Here is a 23,102-nt window from a genome sequence, read left to right as displayed (position 1 = left end):
TATGAAAAAATTATTCCGTGTGCGATTTTTATCTCTGATTCTTCTGATTTCGCTTTCCATCGTTTATCTCGCCTCCGCGCCGCTTGGCGCGCAACAAGCCCAACCGGTCATCGCGATTGTCGGCGCAACCATCGTTGACGGAACCGGTGCCGCGCCATATCAGGCAACCGTCATCGTTCAAGGTGAACGCATTTTATTAATCGGTAAAGAGGCGACCATTCCAACAGGCGCTCGCGTCATTCAAGCCAATGGGCAGACCTTGATTCCCGGCATTTTCGATTTGCACACGCACCTTTCATCAGCCACCGGCGGCGGGGTGGCTGCCGATTGGCAAAAACACCTGAAAGCCTATCTCTATTGCGGCGTCACTTCAGTCGTTGATTTTGGCACTTATCCTGAGACCTTCGAGCCGATGCGCCGTCTCATCCGCACAGGCGCGGTTATCGCTCCGCGCATTTCACTCGCCGCCAGATTTTCAACGCCCGCAGGTCATGGTGTTGAGGGCGGACGCGGCGATTTCTTCACCCAGGAGGTCACCACTCCGACCGAAGCTCGCGCCGGAGTGAAAAAAGTTCTCGCTTATAAACCCGATGTGATTAAAGTGTTCACGGATGGCTGGCGATACGGCACCGGCGCGGATATGACCAGCATGAATGAAGAGACGCTTGCCGCCATTGTTGATGAAGCCCACAAAAACGGCATCGAAGTGCTCACCCACACCGTCACTTTAGAGAAAGCCAAAATTGCCGCGCGCGCAGGCGTCGATGTCATCGCGCACGGCGCAGGTAACGTCGAGGTTGATGAAGAGTTGATTCAACTCATGAATAAAAATGGCACAAGTTATGCCTCGACGCTTGCGGTTTACGAACCGCGTCCGCGCTACACTTCGTCACCGCTGCTTGATACGGTGCTTGAACCCGCTGTCAAAGCAGCTATTCAACCCACGCCCACCACCCAACAACCCGGTGAATCCGGTCGCACCGCTGCCGCACAGGCAAAACGCTGGAAATATTTGACCGGCAATATTGCGCTGCTCAACAAAGGTGGCGTCAATATTACTGACGGAACCGATTCGGGAATTACCGGAACCCATCATGGGTGGGCAACACTGAGAGAAATGAAATTGCTGGCGCAAAGCGGACTCACGCCGCTTGAAGCCATCACTGCCGCGACCGGCAACAGCGCCAAAGCCATTAAAGTTGACGGTGAACGCGGCACCATCGAAGCCGGTAAACTTGCAGACCTCGTGTTAATCGAAGGCGAGCCGCATAAAAACATCGAAGACATTGAAAAGGTTAAACGGGTTTTTCTCGGCGGTCGTGAAATCAACCGCACAGAACTTGCCGCGCAAATTGCTTCACCGAATCTTTCGCCGGTGAAGTCAGTAAAAGCGCCGGAATTGCTTGATGATTTCGAGCGCGCCGATGGGCGCAGCCAAATCGATACGCTTTGGATTAATAACACAGACAGCGGTCACGACCATTCAAAAGTGATGTTTGGCAAAACTTTGCGCGACGCCAATAATCACGCCTTCACCGCGCTTTCGGAAATGTCGCCGGTGCAACGCCCCTATATTCGTTTAATTTTGCCGCTCAGTCGCGGCGGTATCGAACCCGTCGATGCGACGGCGTTTCGCGGGATTCGCTTTGATGTGCGCGGTTCGGGAAATTATCAGTTAATTATTCCGACGCGCGGGGTGCGCAACTTCGCTTATTACAATGCGCCGTTTACTGCATCGGCGCGTTGGTCAACCGTGAACATTGATTTTTCAACGCTAAAACAGGAAAGCAAAAACCCAACCGCCTGGACAGGGCAGGATTTATTGATGTTGATGTTTGAAGTAACCCGCAAATCGGGCGAATTCGCCTGGATTGAACTCGATAATCTGCGCTTTTATCAATAACTCCCGGTTCAATTAAAACTGTCTGAAACGCTTGCCGTTAATCGAAACAGTGATTTTATCAATAAACTCTTGGTTCAATTAAAACCTCAACTTAACGTGTTTTAAGATTCAAAGATTAGAACTGAATCAATACGCAAACTGTCAATTTTCAATCCAACCAGTATTTTTTTAGTAATCCGAGAGTTTGGGTTTGAATTTTATCGGTACATTTTTTTCACAAATATTGCGGCACATTGGTTGCTCATACCATAGACGTCGATACTTGAACGATTGATACAACTTACTTAAATTTCCGGAACGTTTTTCGTAGATTGGTAGGCAATCTGTAAAGAGTGGTGATTCATCCCATGCCGACTCCTGGTGGGTCGGTTCATTCTCTTTACTGTCGAAAAACGTTCCGGATTATTGGTTGAAGTAAGTTGCGAGATATGAATTGTGGGCAAAGGTTTAGCATCAATTGTTTAACCTTTCAGTAGCGTCTCCTTTTAGAAAATAGTCTGGGTGACTTAAAGAGAGGCGAGAGTAGAATTGCAAGCTAGCCCTATCTCTCGCCTCTATTTTTTCTATTTTGGTTTTATTAATTCGTAATTCTTTAAAGATTTTTACCAGTTTCCCCAAAAGCAAAGCCTAATGCCTGCCATGCATGCACACCACAATGAATGGTGCCAGCCTGTCAGCCCTGTTTCACCAGCGAAAGCCGAAACAGGGCTGATTTTCTTTATACAGATAAATTTCTCATTTACTCCAGGCTCATCCTAAGCAAAGTCATTGCGCAATATCATTGAGAAGCGGTTTGAAAAATTCGCTCAAGCCCCGAACAATGGCATGAAGTTAAGCGGCGCGGATGTAACGCAGGTTGTCTAACCTGCGCCCGTCTTGATTGAGGACTCCTTTAAATTTCGCGGACGGACTTTTCTAAATCGGCGCAGACTGTCGAGTCTGCGCTACCTTTTTCTTTAACTTCATGCTTTTGTCCTTCGGGGTTTTGCAAGCAACTTCTCCGGTCGTAACCCTGGCACATATTCAAACTCACAAAAAACCGAAGCCTGAAATCCTGATTTCAGGCTTCGGTTGAAATAGCGATAGCATCGGTCACGCGCTATTTCGGCTCAACGATTGACCCCATAAATAAAATTGCCCCACTCTGTTTTTCGCGAATGGCGAAGAAAAACGGATGGTCAACCACCATTCTAAATGGCGGCGGGCCAAGACTCGTCGTCCGCATGGTGATTGACGTAACCGCAGCGGCTTCGGTGCCTTCTTCATTCACTTCGACCACAGCTTTATGTTTCACCTGCGAGATGGCGACCGATTGCGGCGGCTGAAACATCTTCGAGAAATTGGCGGTATCAGTAAACGCCTGTCCCATGCCTAAAGCCCCAAGCGCCGCCTTCAATTCGACTTCATAAGCGCTTTTAAACCGCGGCAAACTGATGCTGCCTTCTTTAGCGCGAAATTGGGTTGTCCAACTCTGCCAGTTTTCTGCGGTGAGCGATTTGTGAAAATCGGCAAGCGAAGTGTTCGCGCGCGGTAAAAAAATCACCATCTCAAAAAGGCGGTTGCTGTAAGGCAAAGTGATGGCTTGAAATTTATCGTTTTCAAAATATTCAAAGCTTCCCGATTGCGTCATCATCGGCACACGTTTTTGTTGACCGCTACCGAGCGTGAAATTTTCTTCACGGGTATTTTTCGGGTCGAAAGTTTTCGTCCATTGCCCTTTGAAATAGATGGCATTGATTAAAAATAGAATGATGTCGCGGTCAATCTGGTCAACGATTTTATCTATCTTTCCACGAGTGTTGTCATTGACCCAACGATTGATGGTTGCAGCAGCCGCAGGGCTTAGAAAATCAAGCTCGCGAGCTTCGGCGTTGTAGAATGTCTGATTGGCGGTGGCAAACGTCGGATTGAAATGTGCGCCCTGTTTTACCCACAACGAATTGGCAATTTGCATTTGCACTTTGGGGTCGGCGGTTTCGAGCATTTTTTTCAGCGCCTGATTGGCGGCATTGAGGTCTTCGAGTTTGAAATTTTGAAGTTGCATTGCCTTGCGCATCGCTTCGGCGGTTTCACCTTCTGCGCCGTTATAAGCCATCGCAAGCGCAAATAAAATGCTGGCAGGTGATACGAAAATATTTTTATTGGCGGAATGTTTCGCCAGTTCCGCATAAAGTTTAAATCCGAATTGACGATTGGCGGTCATAAATTTCGGGTCAAGGTTCATTGTTTTTTGCTCCGCATGGTGATTTTTTGAATGAGGGTAACGGTGATGTTCAACTGTTGAACCTGCGGGCAACAGCCACCCGGTTGAAAAACTCACCAGAAAAAACACGGCGATTAATTTCATGAATTGCGTTTGTTTAAAAAACATGGGGTTCTCCCTGACAAACCGTTGATGGTTATTAGTGATTTCATTGAGCGTTCAACCTTCCCAGGCACGTAATGGTTGGACTCGTATGTAACTTTTCAAGTTGCCTCAAAATCCCAACAGCAGAGTTGCCGATTTATTAAGCAACCTCTGTGCCCGCTTTGTGAGAACCCTCTGTTGACTGGAGAAGCATTGAGGATGCTTAGAAAAACATCCTCTGCCTGATACATTCATGGCTATCAATTACGGATGACTTAAAGCTTATCGAGAACCGCAAGCACATCGCGGCTGTGATTAGCGGTATCGACTTTTTTAAAGACGTGAGCGATTTTGCCTTTTTCATCAATGATGAAGGTCGTGCGTTTAATGCCCCAGTATTTTTTGCCGTAATTATTTTTTTCCTGCCAGACGCCGTAGGCTTCGGCGACTTCGTGATTGGTGTCGGCAAGTAGTGGAAAAGTCAGCCCATATTTTCCGGCAAACTTTTGATGCGATGCTTCACTATCGGCAGATACGCCGATGACCACGGTGTTTTTAGCTTCGATGGGTTGCAGGTCTTGTTGAAATCCGCAGGCTTCTTTGGTGCAGCCCGGCGTATCATCTTTCGGGTAAAAATAGAGGACGAGGCGTTTGCCCTTAAAATCGCTCAGTTTGACAGATTTGCCTTCCGCATTGGTCAGCTTGAAAGCAGGCGCTTGGTCTCCGACTTCGGGTATCATCGCTAGTTTTGTTCTCCTTAATTTAGTGTGCTAGTATTTGCGCTCTGTTGAACGCAATTATTATTATTAGATTCGCTCTATCATAAGTCAAAATAGGAATCATCACATGAAAAAAGACGAAATTGGTTTTGGCATAGTCGGCATTCTACTGGGTTTGTTTATCGGTTTTTTCGTGGCAAACTGGACGTGGAAACCGCCGGCAAACGCTCCCGCAACTCCGGGCAGCGCGTCACCGCAAACCTCTGTCAATTCAGGGGACACACCGCAATTGCCCGCCGGTCATCCAACTGTTGACCCGAACAATCCGACGCCTGCGCGACCGCTTACGCCTGAAGAACAGGCGCGGGGCACAACCAGTCCAACGACACCGGTTGGCGGCGTCGAATTGCCTTCGCTTGATCCCTTACCGGCAAGCAGCACGGAAGAACGCGCCGAGAAAAAATATAAAAACATTCAGTTGTTAAAAGGGCTGCCGTCCGAACGTATCAATAAAATTATGTTCGCCTTTAAAGATTCGCTGGGCGTCGAATGTACCTACTGCCACATCCCGGATCATTTTGAAAAAGATGATAAGCCGACCAAACAGACGGCGCGCAAAATGATTGCGCTGGTACGCGAGACGAATGCCAAACTGGGAAGCACAGGCCGCGTCAGTTGCTTCACCTGCCACCGGGGACAAGCAAAACCGGCTGAATAAATCGAATGAATTTTAAAGCGGTTGCGGGTTGAATGAGTGGAAGGCATTGACCTCTTAAATCAATGCCACCGCCTTCCACTCATTTTCAGAAAATCATTGGCGAGCCAGTTAAGTGATAACCTCATTTAAAAATCTTCTGTCCGAAAAACGCTTTTCTGCTGAAAAGATGCAGAAGGTCAATCTGTTTGAAACCGACAAGATGTTTGCCGACCTCTATTGTCTGGAACCCGGTCAGGAACAGAAGATTCACGCGCACCAGGGTGCAGATAAAATCTATGTCGTCCTGGATGGCAAAGCGCTTTTTCACATCGGCGGTGAAGCCCATGAATTAGGGAAAGATAATGTGGTATTCGCACCCGCAGATGTGGCGCACGGGGTTCGCAACGCTTCGAGTGAACGGGTTTCGCTGCTGGTCTTTATGGCTCCCAATCCGAATAAAGTGTAATGCGGTTTGATGGTTGGGCTGGTTTGCAATCAGTTAAACTATCTACCGGATAAGCCAATCGGTTTTCGTCACTTGAAAGTATGGATAAGCTTGAAGAAAAAACCGCATTCGTCAGTTTGCAAACCGGCATCGGAGACATGCCTTTCGGCAAGGATGAATACCTGACGGAACGTGATGCCGGGCGCAAACGCGAGGCATTGAATTTTTTCCAGCGAGCTTATGAAGCGCAAATGGATGGCAATCTTGATGAAGCAGCGGATTGGTACAAACAGTCGATTGAAATTTATCCGACCGCCGAAGCTCATACCTTTTTAGGCTGGACTTATAGTTTTATGGGGATGCCCGACGAAGCGATTGAAGAATGCCATCAAGCCATTGCCGTTGACCCGGATTTCGGCAACCCGTACAACGACATCGGGGCTTATTTGATTGACCAGGGCGATTTGCGCAATGCCATTGACTGGCTCGAAAAAGCCAAACAGGCGCGGCGTTATGAGCCGGTATTTTATCCCTATTTCAATTTGGGTCGGGTCTATCAAACGCAAGGGAAGTTATTCGAGGCATTAAACGAATATAAAACCGCCATCGATTTGAACCCGAATTACAAACTGGCAATCAAAGCGTTTAGAACAGTACAAAGCAAGCTCAATTAACCACAACTAAAAAAATTTTCCATCATTCCAAAGGAGAGTAAATGGACGGATTTAATCAAAAAGGTGGGTGGATAGAAGTGATCGCGGGGGGCATGTTCAGCGGCAAAAGCGAAGAATTGATTCGCCGGGTCAGACGCGCGGAAATTGCCCGCCAGCGCGTGCAGATTTTCAAGCCGGTCATTGATGACCGCTTCGATACCAAACGAATTGTGTCGCGCGATAATCGCACGGTTGAAGCCATCGCCGTCAGCAGCACCAAAGAATTGCGCAATCATTTGACCTTTGGCGTGCGCGTGGTCGGCGTTGATGAAGTGCAATTCTTCGATAATGACATCGTCGATGTCTGTATGGAACTTGCAGACGCCGGGGTTCGCGTAATTGTCGCGGGACTCGATCAGGATTATATGCGGCGACCGTTTGGGCCGATGCCCGCGCTTTTGGCGGTTGCCGAGTATGTTGCCAAGATGCACGCGGTCTGTGTGCGTTGTGGCAATGCCGCGCATTATTCACAGCGGGTTTCGGGCGGCAATTCGCAAATCGAAGTCGGCGATATTTCTTATGAAGCGCGTTGTCGGCAATGCTATGAAATTTACCGCGCCAACGAAGAAGCGCGAACCGAACAGGCAAAAGTCGAACAGGTTGGCGTCCGTTCGTAAAATCGTTTTTCTAATTTGTCAGGATTGAGGCGGTCGCATTGCCGCCTTTTTCTTTGCCATCAACCACGACGCAAAAACTGTGAGCTTTTGCGTTGACTGTCAGGCGTTTGCTATTATTGCTCACTTCGTTAATATACAAATTGGCTGGCGATTGAGAAGGTTGAATGCGCTGCCATTCAAGGAACATCAACTTGGAGTCTTATTTTTTATGTCAACCGGTTTGACCGTTGAGGAACATCAATCCGCCAACGTACAGATGTCACCTATAGAGATTTTTTCACTCATTCGCCCGGAATTATTGCGCGTTGAAGAAGAGCTTGCCCATCAGGCGCAATCGGTTTCCGCTACGGTTTCGGAAGTGGTCACCCACCTGTTTGAAAGCGGCGGCAAACGGGTTCGCCCGGCGCTTTTGATTCTTGCCGCCAGAGCCGCAGGCGACCCCGCTTCGCAATCGGCAATTCGTATGGGCGCAGTGATGGAGATGTTGCATTCGGCAACTCTCATTCACGACGACATCATTGATGAGGCAAGTGTGCGTCGCGGTCGCGCCTCGGCAAATGCCAAATGGGGCAACAACGTTTCGGTGCTCGTCGGTGACTGGCTCTACATGACGGCGTTTGATGTCAGTTTACACGAACGCAGTTTTGAAATTCTTGAAGCGCTTACGGAGATGACCCGGTTGATGGTCGAAGGTGAAATTCTGCAACTCTCACTGATCGGCAATTCGGCAATTACTGAAAACCAACATCTGGAAATCGTGCGGCGCAAAACCGCCTTTATGTTTCGCGCCTGTGCGGAAATCGGCGCGCTGGTTGCCAAAACCAACGCCGAGCAGCGACGCGCCCTGGCGCATTACGGGTTATCGGTGGGCATCGCTTTTCAATTGATTGATGATGTCCTGGATTTCATCTCCACCGAAGACAAACTCGGAAAACCCGTGGTCAATGATTTACGCGAAGGCAAGCTGACCTTGCCGCTTATCTATTTACTCGAAGCCCATCCCGAATATCGCAGTAAACTGGAAACCGTGATGCATGAAGGCGGCTTTGAATCGGTTTCGATTGAAGAGGTTCTCGAGTTAATCGAAAACCATGGCTCACTCAGTCGCGCCCGTGATGAAGCCTTTCGCTATGCAAAGGAAGCCACTCAGGCGCTCAGCGTGCTTCCCGATTCCGATTACCGCAACGCGCTGCTCAGCATTCCGCAGTTCATCATTGAACGCGAGATGTAATGTTTTTTTATAGTTTTGTTGGCTTTTCCGCATTATCTGCGTTGAAATCCCTTCATCAACCTCCATATAATTCGCCCCGCTCCGACAAGTCAGAACAAAGGACATCCATATGAAATCTGTGAAATATATAATGCTCTCTGGCCTGTTGGCGCTGTTGTTTTCAGGAAGGATTTCAACCCCGGTCAGTTCCGATTCGCCCATGACAGCCGAAGACGATAATCTGGTTTATGCCGATTTTGAAAAGGTTCAGGATAATCGTCCGGTCAGCAATCGCGGCGGCTACATTCAAATCAATACCTATTCGGAAAGCCCGACTATGAAGAGTCGTTTTAAAGGTCCCGAACTGGTTCGTCTGAAAAAAGACGACCCCAATCACGCCCTGGCTTTCGATTACGAATTGCTCGCGCCCAATCAATATGCCGGAGTTGGCGTCGAAGTTCACGGGCGAGCCGATGAGGATGGCAAACCGGTTGGCGATGATGTCACGGGGTTTAAATATCTGTCATTGCAAATCTATGCCACCGGAGTGACCTCACTCAGGCTTGAATTCACCAGTCGAGGGCTTGGAATAAAAAATCTCCCTGCCTATCCGCAAACCACGTTTAAGGTCGGGGCGGGATTTAATACCTATAAAATTTCCTTGAATTCGCTGGCGCAACCTTCCTGGGTTGATACCCGCGTCAATCTCAAAGAGGTATTAAAACAATTGACTTCGGTTTCGCTGACCGCTTATTGCGAACAATGCAGACCGATCAGCGGAACGGTTGTTGTGGACAATATAATTTTCATAAAATAGATTTTCAATTCGCGAAATATTTTTGCAAAGCCTTAGCTCGACGGTCGATTGCTTCAAAGTGTAGACGCGGACACCTCGCAACTGTATATTTACACAGCAAATTCTACACGATTGGGAACCTGGGGATATGATGTATTGTGACATTTGTAAAGCTGATTTTCCTGATGGAATGACATACTGCAAATGGTGCGGGCAAGTCCTGCGTGAAAAGCGCACCGTCACCACGCACCTGCAAAAATGCCCGGTCTGTTCAACTCCCGTACAAGGCGATTGGGCGTTTTGCAATAGTTGCGGAGCCAATATTTTACAGGCTGCGCAGGAACCGATTAGTCCGATTTGCGCGCGCTGCGGCGCGGTCGTGCCATTTGGTGTAACCAATTGTTTACGTTGCGGTGAAGTGGTTGCCGCCGCACCGTTCTCACAAACGGCACCCGCTCCGGTAATTCCCGAACCACCGCCTGCCCTGCGCCCTTCAAAAGTCCATTGTTCGTTTTGCGGCGCAATGTTAAGCGAAGGCGCAGCCTACTGCAAAACCTGCGGGAACGCAGTCACCACGCCATCGGGACAACACCCGGCGCAATTTGCCACACAGGTTCATGTGCCACCGGCAGAGGTCGAAGAGGCTAACAAACCGACACAGGAAGTTCAAAGCAGCACCATTGAGATCAGTTCCCTGCCAACTGTTGAGGCAGATAGTGAAACCGTCGCGTTATCATCAATCCCTCAATCCAAACCGCAGGCTCCAACGCCACCACCGCAAGCAGTAACCGATAAAATCGAAATTGAAACGCTGGCGATTCACAGCCTGACCGATGCCATCAACAATGCCGACTCGGAAACTGTGGCGTTAAAACCCGACACGACGACCAGCCCGGTGTCTTCCGTAACCGCACCAACCGAATCGGTTTTCAATGGTGTTGAACCGGAGATTTCGTTTTTTATTGAACCGGAAAAACCGCAGGTTCAGGAACCGGTTGCAAAACCTGCACCGCCGGAAACCGCACTGCCGGTTGAAGAAAGCTGGCAGATGATTACCTCTGAGCCGGTTCAGCCGCCCGCTTCAACGCAGGTGTCCGGTGCACCGGTTCCCCCGGCGATTTCCGAACCCGACACCCATACCAAAGTGGTCTCTTCATTCACTTCGGAAAAAGCCGACGAACCGGTATTCGCGAAACCTAAAACCGATGAATACGCGACGCCTTATCCGGTAACCCCGCCGCCAACTGTTGAGCCGCCCGGCACACAACCTTTTCAATCGGCAGCAAACGATCTGCTCGGTGATGCTTTTTCCAATGCGCCGACCAAACAGGTTCCGATTTTAACGCCACCCGTTAATCAGCCTATGCAAGCGCCGCCGGTTGTCGCTTATCCGCAACCGGCGCAACAGCCCATGCCACACCCACCGGTTCAGCATCCGCCTTTCCCTTCGCAAAAAAAGAAGGGCTTTCCGGTGTTACCGCTGGCGATGGTTTTAATCATCCTGGCGGGCGCAGCCGCAGCCATCTGGTGGTTTGTGCTGAGAAAACCCGAACCCCCAGCCGCGAACACCAACACCTCGGCAAACACCAACACTTCGACAACCGCCAATACCAATACGGCAAACAGTAACACCAATGCGCCACCGGCAACCCCCGAAGGCATGGCGCTGGTCGCAGGCGGAACTTACACCATCGGCAGAGATGACGGCGAGGATATTGAAAAGCCCAAACACACCGTCACCCTCAAAGCTTTTTACATAGACAAAACCGAAGTCACCAACAGCGAATATAAAAAATTCATCGACGCGACAGGTCACGCGGCACCGTCCGATTGGGCAAACGGCGTCTTTAAAGCCGGGCAGGATAATTTTCCGGTGGTCAACATCACCTGGCAGGACGCCACTGATTATGCGAAATGGGCTGGCAAACGGTTGCCTACGGAAGCCGAATGGGAAGCCGCCGCCCGCGGACTCGAAGGCAAGAAATACCCCTGGGGCAATGAATTCAAATCCGGTATGGCAAACATTCAGACCAAAGCCATCACCGAAGTCGGCAAATTTCCTGCTGGGCAAAGCGCCAGCGGCGCGGTCGATATGATTGGCAATGTCTGGGAATGGACTGCCGATACCTTTGCCCTCTATCCGGGCAACGCAGACAAAATTCCCGAAGAGGCATCAGGCAATTATCGCGTCATTCGCGGCGGCGCATTTGATGGCGACCAACGCCACGATGGGTCGTACAGAGGTTATGTTGAAGCCGACAAAGCCTTCCCGAAAACCGGATTCCGTTGTGTGAAAGATGCTACACAGTAGTCAGTAACCGGTGGTCGGTAGCCAGTTGGAGCGGCTACCCGATTACCGATTACCGATTACCGACTACCGAACATGAAACTTAGCCACAAGTTCGCAACTCTTTGCGCGATTGCTGCCGGTTTACCGATATTGATAATTCTGGCGGTGGCTCTCTATTCCCTCTCTTCTTCAACAAATCTGCAAATCGATGAACGATTGAAAAAAGAGGCGCAGGTGGCGTTAAGCGTCGTCGAAAAACGCCGGGACGGGCTGCGCAGCGCGGCGCAACAACTGGCGGTCGATGTGGCGAATAAAGCTTTGGTGAGCAGCGACAATCAAGCTACGGATGCGCAACAGGCTTGGGCACGATTGCAGGATTTATTGCCGCGCGCGCAAAACGATTTCAACCTTGATTTCGTTCTGGTCGCAGACCCAACGGGTCGCGTCATCGCGCGCCATAACGGAAGACCGATGGCGGGTGAAACCATCGGCGATGCCAGCGCCAAAAATCCGCTTGCCGAAAAAGTCATCAGCGATGGCATCCAACTGCGCAATGCGCCGCAATCTTCAATCGTGGTTGAAAGCGGCGAACGACTCGCCAAACTTGGACTTGAGCAACTCGCGCAGGTTCAGGCAATGGGTGATAGCGGTAAAGTAAAGGTGACGGATGCCTTGATGGTCGAAGCCGCCGCCGCAATTTTCAGCAACGGGCGTTTTGTCGGAATGGTGCTGCTCGGTCAGATGCTTAACAATTATCTGGTCGCCAAGCCCGGCGCCAATGATTTGCAAACCCCTTTGATTGCCGAAGCCAGACAGACACTGCAACTCGATAAGCAGTCCGGGCAAGGGGTGATTGTCGCCTATAACAATGTGGTGATTGCTTCGAGTTTGACTTCGGCAACCGGCAACACAGGCTTATTGAACGGCGCAGACCTCAAATCCATTCAAGCCGATGTGTTAGAAGGCGAAGGCGGACGCCCGTATGCCTTCGCCTTGCAACCTCTAAAATCAATTGATGGGGCAACGGTCGGGGCAATCGGGGTCGCTTATTCAACAGATAGCATCAGCGGTTCGGGCAGCGGGATGAAATTTTTATTGGCAGGGATAGGTTTGTTGATGACCGGGCTTGCAGGCTTTGCCGGGTACTATTTAGGCAACAATCTGGCGATGCGTGTGAATACCTTAATCGAAGCGACCGACCGCATGAGCGTCGGCGAATTGAGCGCCCCGGTTCGCGACGATGCGGCAATCGGCAAACCTGTATTGCCGGAATTTTTATTGAATGATGAAGTCGCCAAACTCGCGATTCATCTTGATGACATGCGGGAAAGTTTCCGTCAGGCAATCGAGCGATTAAGAAAACGCTAAGGTCATCATCTCCGCTCAACCCTGTTTTACTCATAATGTTTATTACAATAATCGCAATGATTCCCGGATGACGCGCAACCAAGGCATGCGCCGGAGCGCGAGCGAATTTCATATGGTTCAACCAATGCCGTTCGCACGTCCGATTATGCAGGACGTTAGTTAGAAGAAGCGGTGTTGAAAGTAGTGAAGGAGGTTGGGGTATACTCTCGCTGAGGTAAATCACACTATGCATTTCAATCTTGACCACGCTATTGATATTTTGTCGCGCACCCCGATGGCGCTTCAAGCAATGCTGCAACAGCTTCCTGCGCAGTTAATCCAAAGCAATGAAGGCGATCAAACCTGGTCGCCGTTCGATGTCGTCGGGCATCTCATTCACGGCGAGCAGACCGATTGGCTTCCTCGCGCCAGGATGATCTTGCAGTATGGCGAAGCGAAAGCCTTCGAGCCTTTTGACCGCTTTGCTCAGTTCGAGGTCAGCAAAGGAAAAACGTTGGAAGAGTTGTTGAATACCTTCGCCCAGCTTAGAGCCGAAAGTATTCAAACCCTCAAAAATATGAACCTCACCGCTGAAGATTTTGAAAAACGCGGCAAACACCCGGAACTTGGAATCGTCAGGTTAGGTGAATTGCTTTCAACCTGGGTCGTCCATGACCTGGATCATCTGGTGCAGATTTCGAGAACTTTGGCAAAGCAGTACAAAGAAGCCGTTGGTCCCTGGCAAGCCTATCTTTCGGTTTTGAAATAAGCGAACAATTGCGATGAAGAATCAACGTACCTGTAAAAACGGACATCGGTATTTTAAAAGCAGCGATTGCCCGACCTGTCCGATTTGTGAAGCAGAGAGAAAACCTGAAAGCGGCTTCCTCTCATTAATCGTTGCGCCGGCGCGGCGCGCTTTGGAACGCGCCGGCATCACCACGCCTGCGCAACTTGCGCAGTACAGCGAAGAGGAAATTCTCAACCTTCACGGCATGGGAAAGACAACGATACCGAAACTGAGAAACGCCTTGAAAGAACAGGGGCTGAACTTCAGAGAACTGTAATCTGCAAAAATTCTGAACTCGCCCACACCTGGAGCTTTCTCAGTTATTTTCCGGCATTTTCAAATTTGAACGGCAACACATCGGGCATCACGCTGACTTCGGTCGTAAATTTCAACGGCGTTTTCTCGCCGATGTCATAAACCAGTTCGACGAAAAATGCCGTGAAGCCTTTTGCCGGTTTCGTCACCCGACCGACATAGATGCCGGGCTTCTCTTCTTGTAGCGTCGTGCTTTTATAAGCTGTGCCAATGGTATCGACGCGAAAATCCCGCGCATTTTCGTTGGTCGCCGCCCATAAATTTACTGCCTGCGGTTTATCTTTCACTTTGACCACCAGCGTCCCATCTTTTTCTTTCGTCCAACTAAATTCGGGGCGCGGTTTATTTTTGATGATGGCTTGATAAAAAGTGAGCAACACGTCGCGGGCATCCGACCCGGCTAAATTGTGTTTGACATTGGGCACATAGCGCAGATGTTTTTCGCCCTGCACTTTACCGAAATAGAACTGGGAATTATCGGGCAAAAAGAACTGGTCGCCCGAAGCATTGATTAAAAATTTGGGAATCTTCAAGCGTTCACGGCTGAGATAATTGTACGGGTCTTCGATGGCAAGGATTGCCTGATATTCGGGGGTGCCGATTTTTTTAGGAAACAATCCGTGATTGACATAATCCTTCAACGCGGTTGAAAAAAATCCATAAGCCTCGAAATGATGGCGGGTGATTTGTTCGGAATTGAGCGCATCAATCACCAGCGGCGCAATCGCGATGACCCGTTTATCAACGGTGCCGACCAGCCAGGTCGTCCAGCCGCGTTTGGATGCGCCCGATACCACGAATTGATTGACATTGCTTTTGCCTCCCGCCTCGCTTTTCATAAATTCCTGAATCGCATCCAAAGCGCGCGCGCCGCTTTTGACCATCGCCAGTCGCACCAGCCATTCATCATCTTTAGTCGCCATATGCTTGACCCGCGTGTAGGCAATCAAATCGTCTTCATAACGGGCTTGGTCTTTCGAGTCGGTAAAGAATAACGGTTGATTGGGAACCATTCCGAGTTCGGCAACTACTGAACCCGACTCAACCGCAAAGGTTCGCCACTGGTCGGAAATTTTCGTCGGCGCGGGGTCGTTGTTATTGCCGCCGCCGATGTAGAGAAAACCTTTATCGGTAGTGAGTTTTTCGGGTTTGATAATCGTCAACCAATGTTTCCACACCGGACGATCAACATCTTTTTCGCTACGCCAGGTTTGCGAAGTGAGTTCCAACACGTAACCCGTACAACCTTGTCCGGGAATCGTATTTACCAGTTTCCACGCATAGGTCTTATCGGGTTTGGCGATATAGCGGTCAAGCGCCGTTTGCTTTTCGGCTTTCTGGGCGGTCGCTGAAATTGCGAAAGCGAAAAACAGGAAAGTCAGAATAAAATTTTGGATGATCGCTTGGATGGTTTGCCTGTGATTGTTCATAGAAGCCTCCGTGATGCGCGGACAAAATTATCCGGCGGGTGATTGGCTGTCAAGCAGTCGCGTAATCATTCTAAGGGGATATTATCGCTTATCCATCGAGTAATGATTCTGATGAATAATCAATGTTCGGTTCATCAATGTTCTTTCAATCGTTGAACCGTCTTTAATCCGTGAAATATTTTTCAAAAATCATTTTGTCAGCAGTTTGCTTACCACACGGTTTTCGTTTTTGAAATACTCAATCGGGCTATCTTAACTGTGTACTTTACTCGGAGAAATTTATTTGTAATGATTCCACATCAATTCCGGCAAAATCTAAGTCAACTCGCGGTTTGAAAAACGGAGAATCAACATGAAATCCAAAAGTCGCAGAAAATTTATTCAACAATCAATTGCTGCCGGTGCAATTGGCGGAATTGAACTGGTAAACCATAACCTCGCCAGCGCCCAATCTGCATCATCAAGCGATAAAGTCGCAGGCGCCAATGATCGCATCCGGGTTGGGTTAATCGGATGCGGCGGACAAGGTCGCGGCGATTTGCGACAAATGCTTCGCCTCAAAAATATTGAATGTGTGGCGCTTTGCGATGTCGATGACGCGCAAAGCGCCCAGGCAATGCGGCAAATCGCCGAACCCGTCGGGCAAAAACCGGCGCTGGTTACCAGAGATTTCCGCAAAGTTTTAGACCAGAAAGATATTGATGCGGTCATCATCGGCACCCCCGACCACTGGCACGCCTTGCCGACGATTATGGCTTGTCAGGCGGGCAAAGATGTTTATGTTGAAAAGCCGCTATCCATCAGCGTCGGCGAAGGACGCCGCATGGTCAATGCGGCGCGCAAATATAATCGCGTCGTGCAGGTCGGCACCCAGCAACGCAGCGCCACCCATTTCGCGCAAGCGGTTGAATATGTCAAAAGCGGTAAACTCGGCAAGATTCGTCTGGTGCGCGCCTGGGCTTATCAGGATTGGATGGGCAACATCCCGAAGGTTCCCGATAGCGAACCGCCGGCAACCGTCGATTACGATATGTGGTTGGGACCTGCGACCAAACGCCCGTTCAATAAAAACCGTTTTCATTTCAACTTCCGCTGGTACTGGGATTATTCCGGCGGACTGATGACCGATTGGGGCGTGCATATGATTGATATTGCCGCGTGGGCAATGAATATGCGCGCGCCGCTTTCGGCGATGTCCATCGGCGGCAAGTACGGATTTCCCGATGATGCCGAAGAAACTCCTGACACCCAACAGGTGCTTTATGAATTTTCCGATTACAGCCTGATTTGGGAACATGCGACGGCAGTCGGTCGAGGACCGGAAGCCCGCGACCACGGCGTCGCTTTTCACGGCAACAATGGAACGCTGGTGGTTGACCGCGGAGGCTGGGAGGTTTATTCCGAAGTCGAGCGCAAAGGCAACGCCCGGTCAAACAAGATGATGCCGCTTCCCAGACAGGTCACCGGCAATGAAGAGTATCATTTTTTGCATGTGAAAAATTTCATTGACTGTATGAAATCGCGCAACAAACCCAATTCCGATGTTGAGATTGGTCATAATTCGACAATGATTTGTCATCTGGGCAATCTGGCATTTCGCCTGGGTCGCAAAGTCAACTGGGATGTTGATAAGGAAACCGTGAAGGATGATAAAGAGGCGCAAGGCTGGGTTACGAGACCCTATCGGGAACCTTGGAAATTGCCGAATGTGTAAGCAAGTTTTTTCGGTTGTCGCTGTAATGAATAGCGTGAAATCTGTATAATTTTTTTGCACGAATCATGTCGCACGGCTCGTGTGACCCTAATCCCAACGGAGGTTTCTTAAACAGATGAAAAGGATAATACTCAGCTCTCTCGTCGCGCTCACTCTGGGTCTTGGCATGTCAATAGTGGCAAAGGCTCAGGATCAAGGTCAGGATCAGCCCCAGATGATGACCACGAAAAAGAAAACCAAAAGAGTTAAAAAGGCTTCTTCAAAAAGTGCTCAGGCTGCCAACAGTCCTGCCGGATGCGTAGACCAACTGATCAAGCTCGCGGAAAAAGACCCGCTCATTGCTTATGAAGGAAAACCTGAAGACCTCGTCAACAACCGGTTACTCTGGAACGATCCGAAATCGAAATGCTACGTCGGCGGCGAGCAGGCGATGAGAAACAAACTTTTGGAATTAGCTAACACCTGGCGCAAAAAAGATGCGGCGACAGTGCGTTCAATGTTGCAGGAGATTAAAAGTTCATTACCGCAAACCTAAAAGTTTATTTGCCTAAAGGTGAGTGGTGAATGCAGCCCGGATTGATCACTCACCTTGGCTCTGCATCCTGATGGTTCGCTCCTGCATCTCATTCGGCATCATGTCAATCAATAAATATTGTATGAATAGATTACCGCTTTTCGGTCTTCTTGTTTTAACCCTCAGTCTCTCTTTTTACGGTTGTAATGTAATTAGCGATACCAAAATCGACGAAGGTGTGGTCATTGCGAAAACCGCGATGTTGAAATCTTCGACAGCCAAGGTGTCGCTCAATGTCAAAGAGCTTAAAAAAGGCGACCGTCTCGATATCCTCGAACAAGCGGAAATCAAAACGCCGACCGGCGCGATTCAGAATTGGGTTAAAGTCAAACTTACTCCGAGCGGTGATACCGGGTGGCTCGAATCGCGTTATGTCATCAACAAAACCTACCTTGATAAAACCAATGAACTGTTTGATAAATCGCGCGAGTTACCGGCTCAAGGTCTTGGGCGGGTAAAGGTATCCGCCAATTTGCGACTCGAACCCGGCGGCGAAGTGCTCACTTCTTTGAATCGCGGCACCAATGTGGAAATCGTCGGCAGAATTCGCACCATTCAAAAACAGGAAGACACCGACAGTAATCCCAACAATGACGAAGGGGATGCCAAAACCGTTTTATGGTATCAGGTTCGTCTGTCGGAAGGTGAAGTCTTGCGCGCCGGTTGGTTAGGCGCAGCCCAGGTTGAACTCGATGTGCCCGATGATGTTTTGCACCTTGAAGGCGACGGGCGACGCTTCACCGGTTGGGTGGTTTTTGACCAGACGAAAACCAAAAAAGGCGAAATTAAAAATAACTACATCGCCCTGATGAAGCGCGTTGATGGCGAAGCCGCTGTCGATTTCACTCGTATCTGGTTTTTGAATTATTCGCCCGATTTGGGGCGGTACATCAACGGTTATTTGATTGACGGGGTGCGCGGCGTATTACCGGTTAAGTTGGGAACCGCAGCCGGGGGAAAAGGGTTTATGACACAAGAACTCGATGAAAATGCCAGACCGGTTTCAATTTCATATGAAGTGAAACGGGTGAGCGCCGAGAAGGTCGAAGTTAAACGCCTGCAACCGCTGTTGCCGCAAAAACGAACTCCAAAAATCAAAAAATAATTTCCTATTGCTGTAGCTTTGCGATATGAATTTCATAGGAGTTCCCCTGCCTACTTTGCAGGCACATATGGGGATGCAAGTAAAATCTTTTATGAAAAGCCCTTTATTGTTTCTATAGTCATCACCGATTCACTTGCTTCAGAGTTCCCTATGAAATTGCGAATTAAATCAATGCTTTTATGGTTCACAGCCGGAATCGGCGGATTTGCGCTTGGCTTTCTCTTTGGCAGAGCCACCGCGAAACCAGTTTACCTCTTACTGCCGCTTCGTGAGTCTGAAGAACTGTCAAAGAAAAGTTTTCGTCTGGCGCTTTTACGCACGGCAATTTTTGGCATTACCTGTGGAATCGCAATAGTCTGTGCGGCTTACTATCTATTCAGTCCTAAAGAAAGCGAAAGCGTTGCCGAAAAGCGGATAATCAGTAAAGGTGAAACTCCGATTCCAACACCGCCATATATCAGAGATGATTGGTTAATGTATCCGACCGACCCACCGAAATACGTCAATCCTGACAGGAAAAATTTTGAGTCTTGGAACTTACGACAAAAACGCGAGCAAGAATACCTGGAAAAACAACTGGGGATGGAGAAGTAATTCATTCTTCGTTGGTTCTCCGAGATGAAGCTTAATAATTTAACTTTACCCCGCTTTCTTGAAACCTCTATGAATCTGACTGTATGATTGCCCGCTCAGACGACAGTGGAATCTTCAATTCAATCATTAATCCCGTACAGCAAATCATCATTTGAGATGGAGGACTGACCTTTGAAAAAAATTCGCGGCAAGTTACTTTTATGTTTAATCCTCGCATTGTTTATCCATGCCATTTCTGCAATCGCGCAACAACCGGAACAACGTGAGGAACCTCGACAACCACCCGATAAAATGAATCCGGGAACCTTTGCCGGACTCAGACTTCGCGGCATTGGTCCGGCATTCACCTCCGGGCGCATCGTCGCCGTTGAAGTCGACCCGACGGATAAATCCTGCTGGTATGTGGGCGCAGCTTCGGGCGGCATTTGGAAAACCACCAATGCGGGCGTGACCTGGTCGCCGATTTTTGATAACGAAGGTTCATATTCCATCGGCGTGATTGCCATTGACCCGAAAAATCCCCTGACCATCTGGGTCGGGGCGGGTGAAAACAATTCTCAACGTAGTGTCTCTTATGGCGATGGGGTCTATCGTTCGGACGACGGTGGCAAAAGCTGGAAAAATCTCGGACTCAAAGCCTCCGAACACATCGGGCGCATCGTCATCGACCCGCGCAAATCCGCGCATGTATATGTTGCCGCGCAAGGACCATTGTGGGGTTCAGGGGGAGATCGTGGGCTTTATAAAACCACTGATGGCGGAAAAACCTGGAATAAAATTTTAAACATCAGCGACAACACTGGGGTCACCGATGTGGTCATCGACCATTCAAATCCCGATACCCTTTACGCGGCTTCGTGGCAACGTCGCCGTCACGTTTACACCTTGATTAACGGCGGTCCCGAAAGCGCGATTTATAAATCCACAGACGCGGGCGCAACCTGGAATAAATTGCGCGGCGGTTTGCCCGCAGGCGATATGGGGCGTGTTGGCTTGGCGATTGCCCCGACCGACGCCAAAATCGTTTATGCCACAGTTGAAGCCGCAGACAATCGCAGTGGCATTTATCGCTCAACCAACAAAGGCGGAACCTGGGAACGCCGCAGTCCAAACATCGCACAAGCGATGTATTACGGACAGATTTCCGTTGACCCGAAAGACAGTGACCGGGTTTATCTGCCCAATGTTGTCTTTCAAGTTTCGGATGATGGCGGCAGGACGTTTCGCGCGCTCGGTGAACGCAACAAACACGTTGATAATCACGTCATCTGGATTGACCCGGATGACACCCGCCATTATTTAGTCGGCAGCGACGGCGGCTTGTATGAAAGTTTTGATAAAGGCGAAAACTGGGATTTCAAATCCAATATGCCGATTCCCCAGTTTTACGATGTGACGGTTGATAATGCCTATCCGTTTTATAACATCTACGGCGGCACACAGGACAATTATAGTTTCGGCGGGCCCTCGCGCACCCGTAGCGCGTCCGGCATTGTCAATTCGGACTGGATTGTTACCCTCGGCGGTGATGGGTTTCATTCACAAGTTGACCCCGAAGACCCGAACACCATTTATTCAGCTTTGCAATACGGCGTGATTGTCCGGTTCGATAAAAAAACCGGAGAGCGCGTCAGCATTCAACCGCTCGCCGGCAAAGGTGAGGACCCGTTGCGTTACAACTGGGATACGCCGTTTATCATCAGCCCGCATTCACGCACCAGACTTTACTATGCGGCAAACAAACTCTATCGCAGTGATGACCGGGGCAATACCTGGAAACTCATCAGCGGCGAATTGTCGCGCAATCTCGACCGCAACGCTTTGTCGGTGATGGGAAAAGTCTGGGGTCCTGATGCCGTTGCGAAAAATCAATCCACTTCGTTTTTTGGAAATTCGATTGCGCTATCGGAATCGCCGAAAAAAGAGGGCTTGATTTATGTCGGCACCGATGATGGCGTCATCAATATTACCGAAGACGCGGGCAAAACCTGGCGACGGGTTGAAAAATTTCCAGGCGTTCCCGATATGACCTATGTGAGCCGCATTATCGCCTCACAGCACGATGCCAATACGGTCTATGCGACCTTTGAAAATCATAAGAATGCGGATTTCAACGCTTACATTTTAAAGAGCACCGATGCGGGAAAATCCTGGACATCGATGAAAGGCAATCTGCCGGCGCATCCCTTGCTGGCGTTTGCCGAAGACCACGTCAATCCCAACTTACTTTTCGCCGGTTCCGAATTCGGATTGTTTTTCTCAATCGATGGCGGCGCGAAGTGGACACAACTCAAGGGCAATTTGCCGACCATTGCGGTTCGCGATCTGGCAATTCAGAAACGCGAAAATGATTTGGTCGTCGCCACCTTCGGGCGCGGGTTTTATGTGCTGGATAATTACACGCCACTTCGTTTGTTGAAACCTGAAATGCTCGAACAGGAAGCTACACTTTTCCCTGTTAAAGAAACTTTAATGTACATCGAATCGCAACCTTTGGGCGGGCGCGGTAAAGCTTTTCAGGGCGAATCGTTTTACACAGCGCCCAACCCGCCATTCGGCGCGACCTTCACTTATTATCTGAAAGAGAGTTATAAGACCAAAAAACAGATGCGTGTCGAAGCCGAACGACGCGGCAATGCCAAGTATCCCAACTGGGAAGAGTTACGTGCCGAAGAGGAAGAAGAATCACCTTCGTTGTTGTTCGTGGTTTCGGATGCACAGGGTAATGTCGTGCGCAGACTTACAGCCCCTGCTGCGCCGGGCATGAATCGTATTACCTGGAATTTGCGATACCCTGCGCCACAACTCGTTCAACAAATTCCCAATGCCGAAGAGAATCCTTTCTTTGAACCGCCGTCGGGCGGCTTGGTAATGCCAGGTAAATACACCGTGAAGATGTTCAAACGGGTTGGTGGGATTTTCGCACAACTTTCCACGCCGCAGGAATTCAACGTCACGGTCGAAGGATTGGCGCAGATGACCGCAGCCGACCGCGCGGCGCTCGTCGAATTCCAACGCAAAGTCGCGCGTTTGCAACGGGCGATGACTGGCGCGTTGGATGTGGCGAATAACGTTCGCACGCGGCTCGGACTCATGCGACGCGCCATTGTTGAATCACCGGGCGCGGATACCCGTTTGATTGATGATGTGGTGGCGCTCGATAAACGCATCAACCTCATTCTTCGCGCCCTCAGAGGCGATTCGGTGATTGCGGCGCGCAACGAAAACACCCCCGCAGGCATTAACCAACGTGTGCAAGCCGCCGCCGGGAGCCTGGCGTTCAGCATCCAGCGACCGACGCAAACCCAGATTGACCAGTACAACATCGCGGCTCAGGAGTTTGAACAGGAACTCGCCAGGTTGCGCACGCTGGTTGAGGGCGATTTAAGCAAACTGGAAAAAGCCCTCGAAGTTGCCGGAGCGCCTTACACGCCCGGACGACTTCCCGAATGGCGAGATCGATAAACCTCCTCATCATTTACCTTCATCAGGCGCG

Annotated in this window: 19 protein-coding genes; 16 read left to right on the top strand and 3 right to left on the bottom strand. The window is 49.7% G+C overall.

Annotated elements, in window-relative coordinates; translation table 11 throughout:
• The first annotated feature begins 1 nt into the window (after position 1).
• Positions 2–1,903: an amidohydrolase family protein gene (locus AB1757_11600; GenBank protein MEW6127672.1), complete on the top strand. Its 1,902-nt coding sequence runs from the start codon at positions 2–4 to the stop codon at positions 1,901–1,903.
• Between the two features lie 1,099 nt (positions 1,904–3,002).
• Here AB1757_11600 and AB1757_11595 read toward each other — a convergent pair.
• Together AB1757_11595 and bcp are read right to left on the bottom strand one after the other, a co-directional pair.
• Positions 3,003–4,274, bottom strand: coding sequence for a serpin family protein (locus AB1757_11595; GenBank protein MEW6127671.1), 1,272 nt, complete (start codon positions 4,272–4,274; stop codon positions 3,003–3,005).
• A 251-nt stretch (positions 4,275–4,525) separates the two neighbouring features.
• On the bottom strand, positions 4,526–4,990 hold the full coding sequence (gene bcp, locus AB1757_11590; GenBank protein ID MEW6127670.1) for a thioredoxin-dependent thiol peroxidase: 465 nt from the start codon (positions 4,988–4,990) through the stop codon (positions 4,526–4,528).
• Positions 4,991–5,096: 106 nt separating this feature from the next.
• On the opposite strand from bcp, the gene AB1757_11585 reads away from it, so the two are divergent.
• The 10 genes from AB1757_11585 (at position 5,097) to AB1757_11540 (ending at position 14,151) form a co-directional block, all read left to right on the top strand.
• Positions 5,097–5,687 carry a photosynthetic reaction center cytochrome c subunit family protein gene (locus tag AB1757_11585; protein ID MEW6127669.1) on the top strand — a complete coding sequence of 197 codons (591 nt, stop codon included), beginning with the start codon at positions 5,097–5,099 and terminating at the stop codon, positions 5,685–5,687.
• 112 nt (positions 5,688–5,799) lie between these two features.
• On the top strand, positions 5,800–6,132 hold the full coding sequence (locus tag AB1757_11580; protein MEW6127668.1) for a cupin domain-containing protein: 333 nt from the start codon (positions 5,800–5,802) through the stop codon (positions 6,130–6,132).
• A gap of 80 nt (positions 6,133–6,212) precedes the next feature.
• Entirely contained in the window at positions 6,213–6,785 is a 573-nt protein-coding gene (locus AB1757_11575) for a tetratricopeptide repeat protein (protein MEW6127667.1), read from the top strand.
• Positions 6,786–6,826: 41 nt separating this feature from the next.
• On the top strand, positions 6,827–7,441 hold the full coding sequence (locus tag AB1757_11570) for a thymidine kinase (GenBank protein ID MEW6127666.1): 615 nt from the start codon (positions 6,827–6,829) through the stop codon (positions 7,439–7,441).
• A 208-nt stretch (positions 7,442–7,649) separates the two neighbouring features.
• A complete protein-coding gene (locus AB1757_11565) occupies positions 7,650–8,672 on the top strand; it encodes a polyprenyl synthetase family protein (GenBank protein MEW6127665.1) in 1,023 nt (340 codons plus the stop codon).
• Positions 8,673–8,781: 109 nt separating this feature from the next.
• Entirely contained in the window at positions 8,782–9,468 is a 687-nt protein-coding gene (locus AB1757_11560) for a hypothetical protein (GenBank protein ID MEW6127664.1), read from the top strand.
• A 127-nt stretch (positions 9,469–9,595) separates the two neighbouring features.
• A complete protein-coding gene (locus AB1757_11555; protein MEW6127663.1) occupies positions 9,596–11,758 on the top strand; it encodes an SUMF1/EgtB/PvdO family nonheme iron enzyme in 2,163 nt (720 codons plus the stop codon).
• A gap of 72 nt (positions 11,759–11,830) precedes the next feature.
• Positions 11,831–13,105 carry a hypothetical protein gene (locus tag AB1757_11550; protein ID MEW6127662.1) on the top strand — a complete coding sequence of 425 codons (1,275 nt, stop codon included), beginning with the start codon at positions 11,831–11,833 and terminating at the stop codon, positions 13,103–13,105.
• Positions 13,106–13,331: 226 nt separating this feature from the next.
• A complete protein-coding gene (locus AB1757_11545) occupies positions 13,332–13,853 on the top strand; it encodes a DinB family protein (protein MEW6127661.1) in 522 nt (173 codons plus the stop codon).
• Positions 13,854–13,866: 13 nt separating this feature from the next.
• Positions 13,867–14,151 carry an RNA polymerase alpha subunit C-terminal domain-containing protein gene (locus tag AB1757_11540; protein MEW6127660.1) on the top strand — a complete coding sequence of 95 codons (285 nt, stop codon included), beginning with the start codon at positions 13,867–13,869 and terminating at the stop codon, positions 14,149–14,151.
• A gap of 43 nt (positions 14,152–14,194) precedes the next feature.
• On the opposite strand, the gene AB1757_11535 is transcribed toward AB1757_11540, so the two are convergent.
• A complete protein-coding gene (locus AB1757_11535; GenBank protein ID MEW6127659.1) occupies positions 14,195–15,619 on the bottom strand; it encodes a PhoPQ-activated pathogenicity-related family protein in 1,425 nt (474 codons plus the stop codon).
• A 352-nt stretch (positions 15,620–15,971) separates the two neighbouring features.
• Between AB1757_11535 and AB1757_11530 the strand changes: the two genes are divergently transcribed.
• From AB1757_11530 to AB1757_11510, 5 genes are all read left to right on the top strand, one after another.
• Positions 15,972–17,333: a Gfo/Idh/MocA family oxidoreductase gene (locus AB1757_11530; GenBank protein MEW6127658.1), complete on the top strand. Its 1,362-nt coding sequence runs from the start codon at positions 15,972–15,974 to the stop codon at positions 17,331–17,333.
• Positions 17,334–17,448: 115 nt separating this feature from the next.
• Positions 17,449–17,868, top strand: coding sequence for a hypothetical protein (locus AB1757_11525; GenBank protein ID MEW6127657.1), 420 nt, complete (start codon positions 17,449–17,451; stop codon positions 17,866–17,868).
• A gap of 121 nt (positions 17,869–17,989) precedes the next feature.
• On the top strand, positions 17,990–19,012 hold the full coding sequence (locus AB1757_11520; GenBank protein ID MEW6127656.1) for a hypothetical protein: 1,023 nt from the start codon (positions 17,990–17,992) through the stop codon (positions 19,010–19,012).
• A gap of 18 nt (positions 19,013–19,030) precedes the next feature.
• Entirely contained in the window at positions 19,031–19,606 is a 576-nt protein-coding gene (locus AB1757_11515; GenBank protein MEW6127655.1) for a hypothetical protein, read from the top strand.
• Between the two features lie 171 nt (positions 19,607–19,777).
• Entirely contained in the window at positions 19,778–23,071 is a 3,294-nt protein-coding gene (locus tag AB1757_11510; GenBank protein MEW6127654.1) for a glycosyl hydrolase, read from the top strand.
• The last annotated feature ends 31 nt before the right edge of the window (positions 23,072–23,102 follow it).

The organism is Acidobacteriota bacterium, assembly GCA_040754075.1.
In the GTDB taxonomy this organism is placed as follows: domain Bacteria; phylum Acidobacteriota; class Blastocatellia; order UBA7656; family UBA7656; genus JBFMDH01.
The sequence above is the reverse complement of the archived record's forward strand: the minus strand, read 5'-3'. Positions and strand labels throughout refer to the sequence as shown.

Bases quoted from the DNA above. Each gene is read 5' to 3' on its own strand.
- AB1757_11575 (MEW6127667.1), top strand. From the start codon at position 6,213: ATGGATAAGCTTGAAGAAAAAACCGCATTCGTCAGTTTGCAAACCGGC.
- AB1757_11585 (MEW6127669.1), top strand. From the start codon at position 5,097: ATGAAAAAAGACGAAATTGGTTTTGGCATAGTCGGCATTCTACTGGGT.
- AB1757_11535 (MEW6127659.1), bottom strand. From the start codon at position 15,619: ATGAACAATCACAGGCAAACCATCCAAGCGATCATCCAAAATTTTATT.
- AB1757_11570 (MEW6127666.1), top strand. From the start codon at position 6,827: ATGGACGGATTTAATCAAAAAGGTGGGTGGATAGAAGTGATCGCGGGG.
- AB1757_11545 (MEW6127661.1), top strand. From the start codon at position 13,332: ATGCATTTCAATCTTGACCACGCTATTGATATTTTGTCGCGCACCCCG.
- AB1757_11550 (MEW6127662.1), top strand. From the start codon at position 11,831: ATGAAACTTAGCCACAAGTTCGCAACTCTTTGCGCGATTGCTGCCGGT.
- bcp (MEW6127670.1), bottom strand. From the start codon at position 4,990: ATGATACCCGAAGTCGGAGACCAAGCGCCTGCTTTCAAGCTGACCAAT.
- AB1757_11595 (MEW6127671.1), bottom strand. From the start codon at position 4,274: ATGTTTTTTAAACAAACGCAATTCATGAAATTAATCGCCGTGTTTTTT.
- AB1757_11600 (MEW6127672.1), top strand. From the start codon at position 2: ATGAAAAAATTATTCCGTGTGCGATTTTTATCTCTGATTCTTCTGATT.
- AB1757_11565 (MEW6127665.1), top strand. From the start codon at position 7,650: ATGTCAACCGGTTTGACCGTTGAGGAACATCAATCCGCCAACGTACAG.
- AB1757_11520 (MEW6127656.1), top strand. From the start codon at position 17,990: ATGAATAGATTACCGCTTTTCGGTCTTCTTGTTTTAACCCTCAGTCTC.
- AB1757_11555 (MEW6127663.1), top strand. From the start codon at position 9,596: ATGATGTATTGTGACATTTGTAAAGCTGATTTTCCTGATGGAATGACA.
- AB1757_11530 (MEW6127658.1), top strand. From the start codon at position 15,972: ATGAAATCCAAAAGTCGCAGAAAATTTATTCAACAATCAATTGCTGCC.
- AB1757_11525 (MEW6127657.1), top strand. From the start codon at position 17,449: ATGAAAAGGATAATACTCAGCTCTCTCGTCGCGCTCACTCTGGGTCTT.
- AB1757_11540 (MEW6127660.1), top strand. From the start codon at position 13,867: ATGAAGAATCAACGTACCTGTAAAAACGGACATCGGTATTTTAAAAGC.
- AB1757_11560 (MEW6127664.1), top strand. From the start codon at position 8,782: ATGAAATCTGTGAAATATATAATGCTCTCTGGCCTGTTGGCGCTGTTG.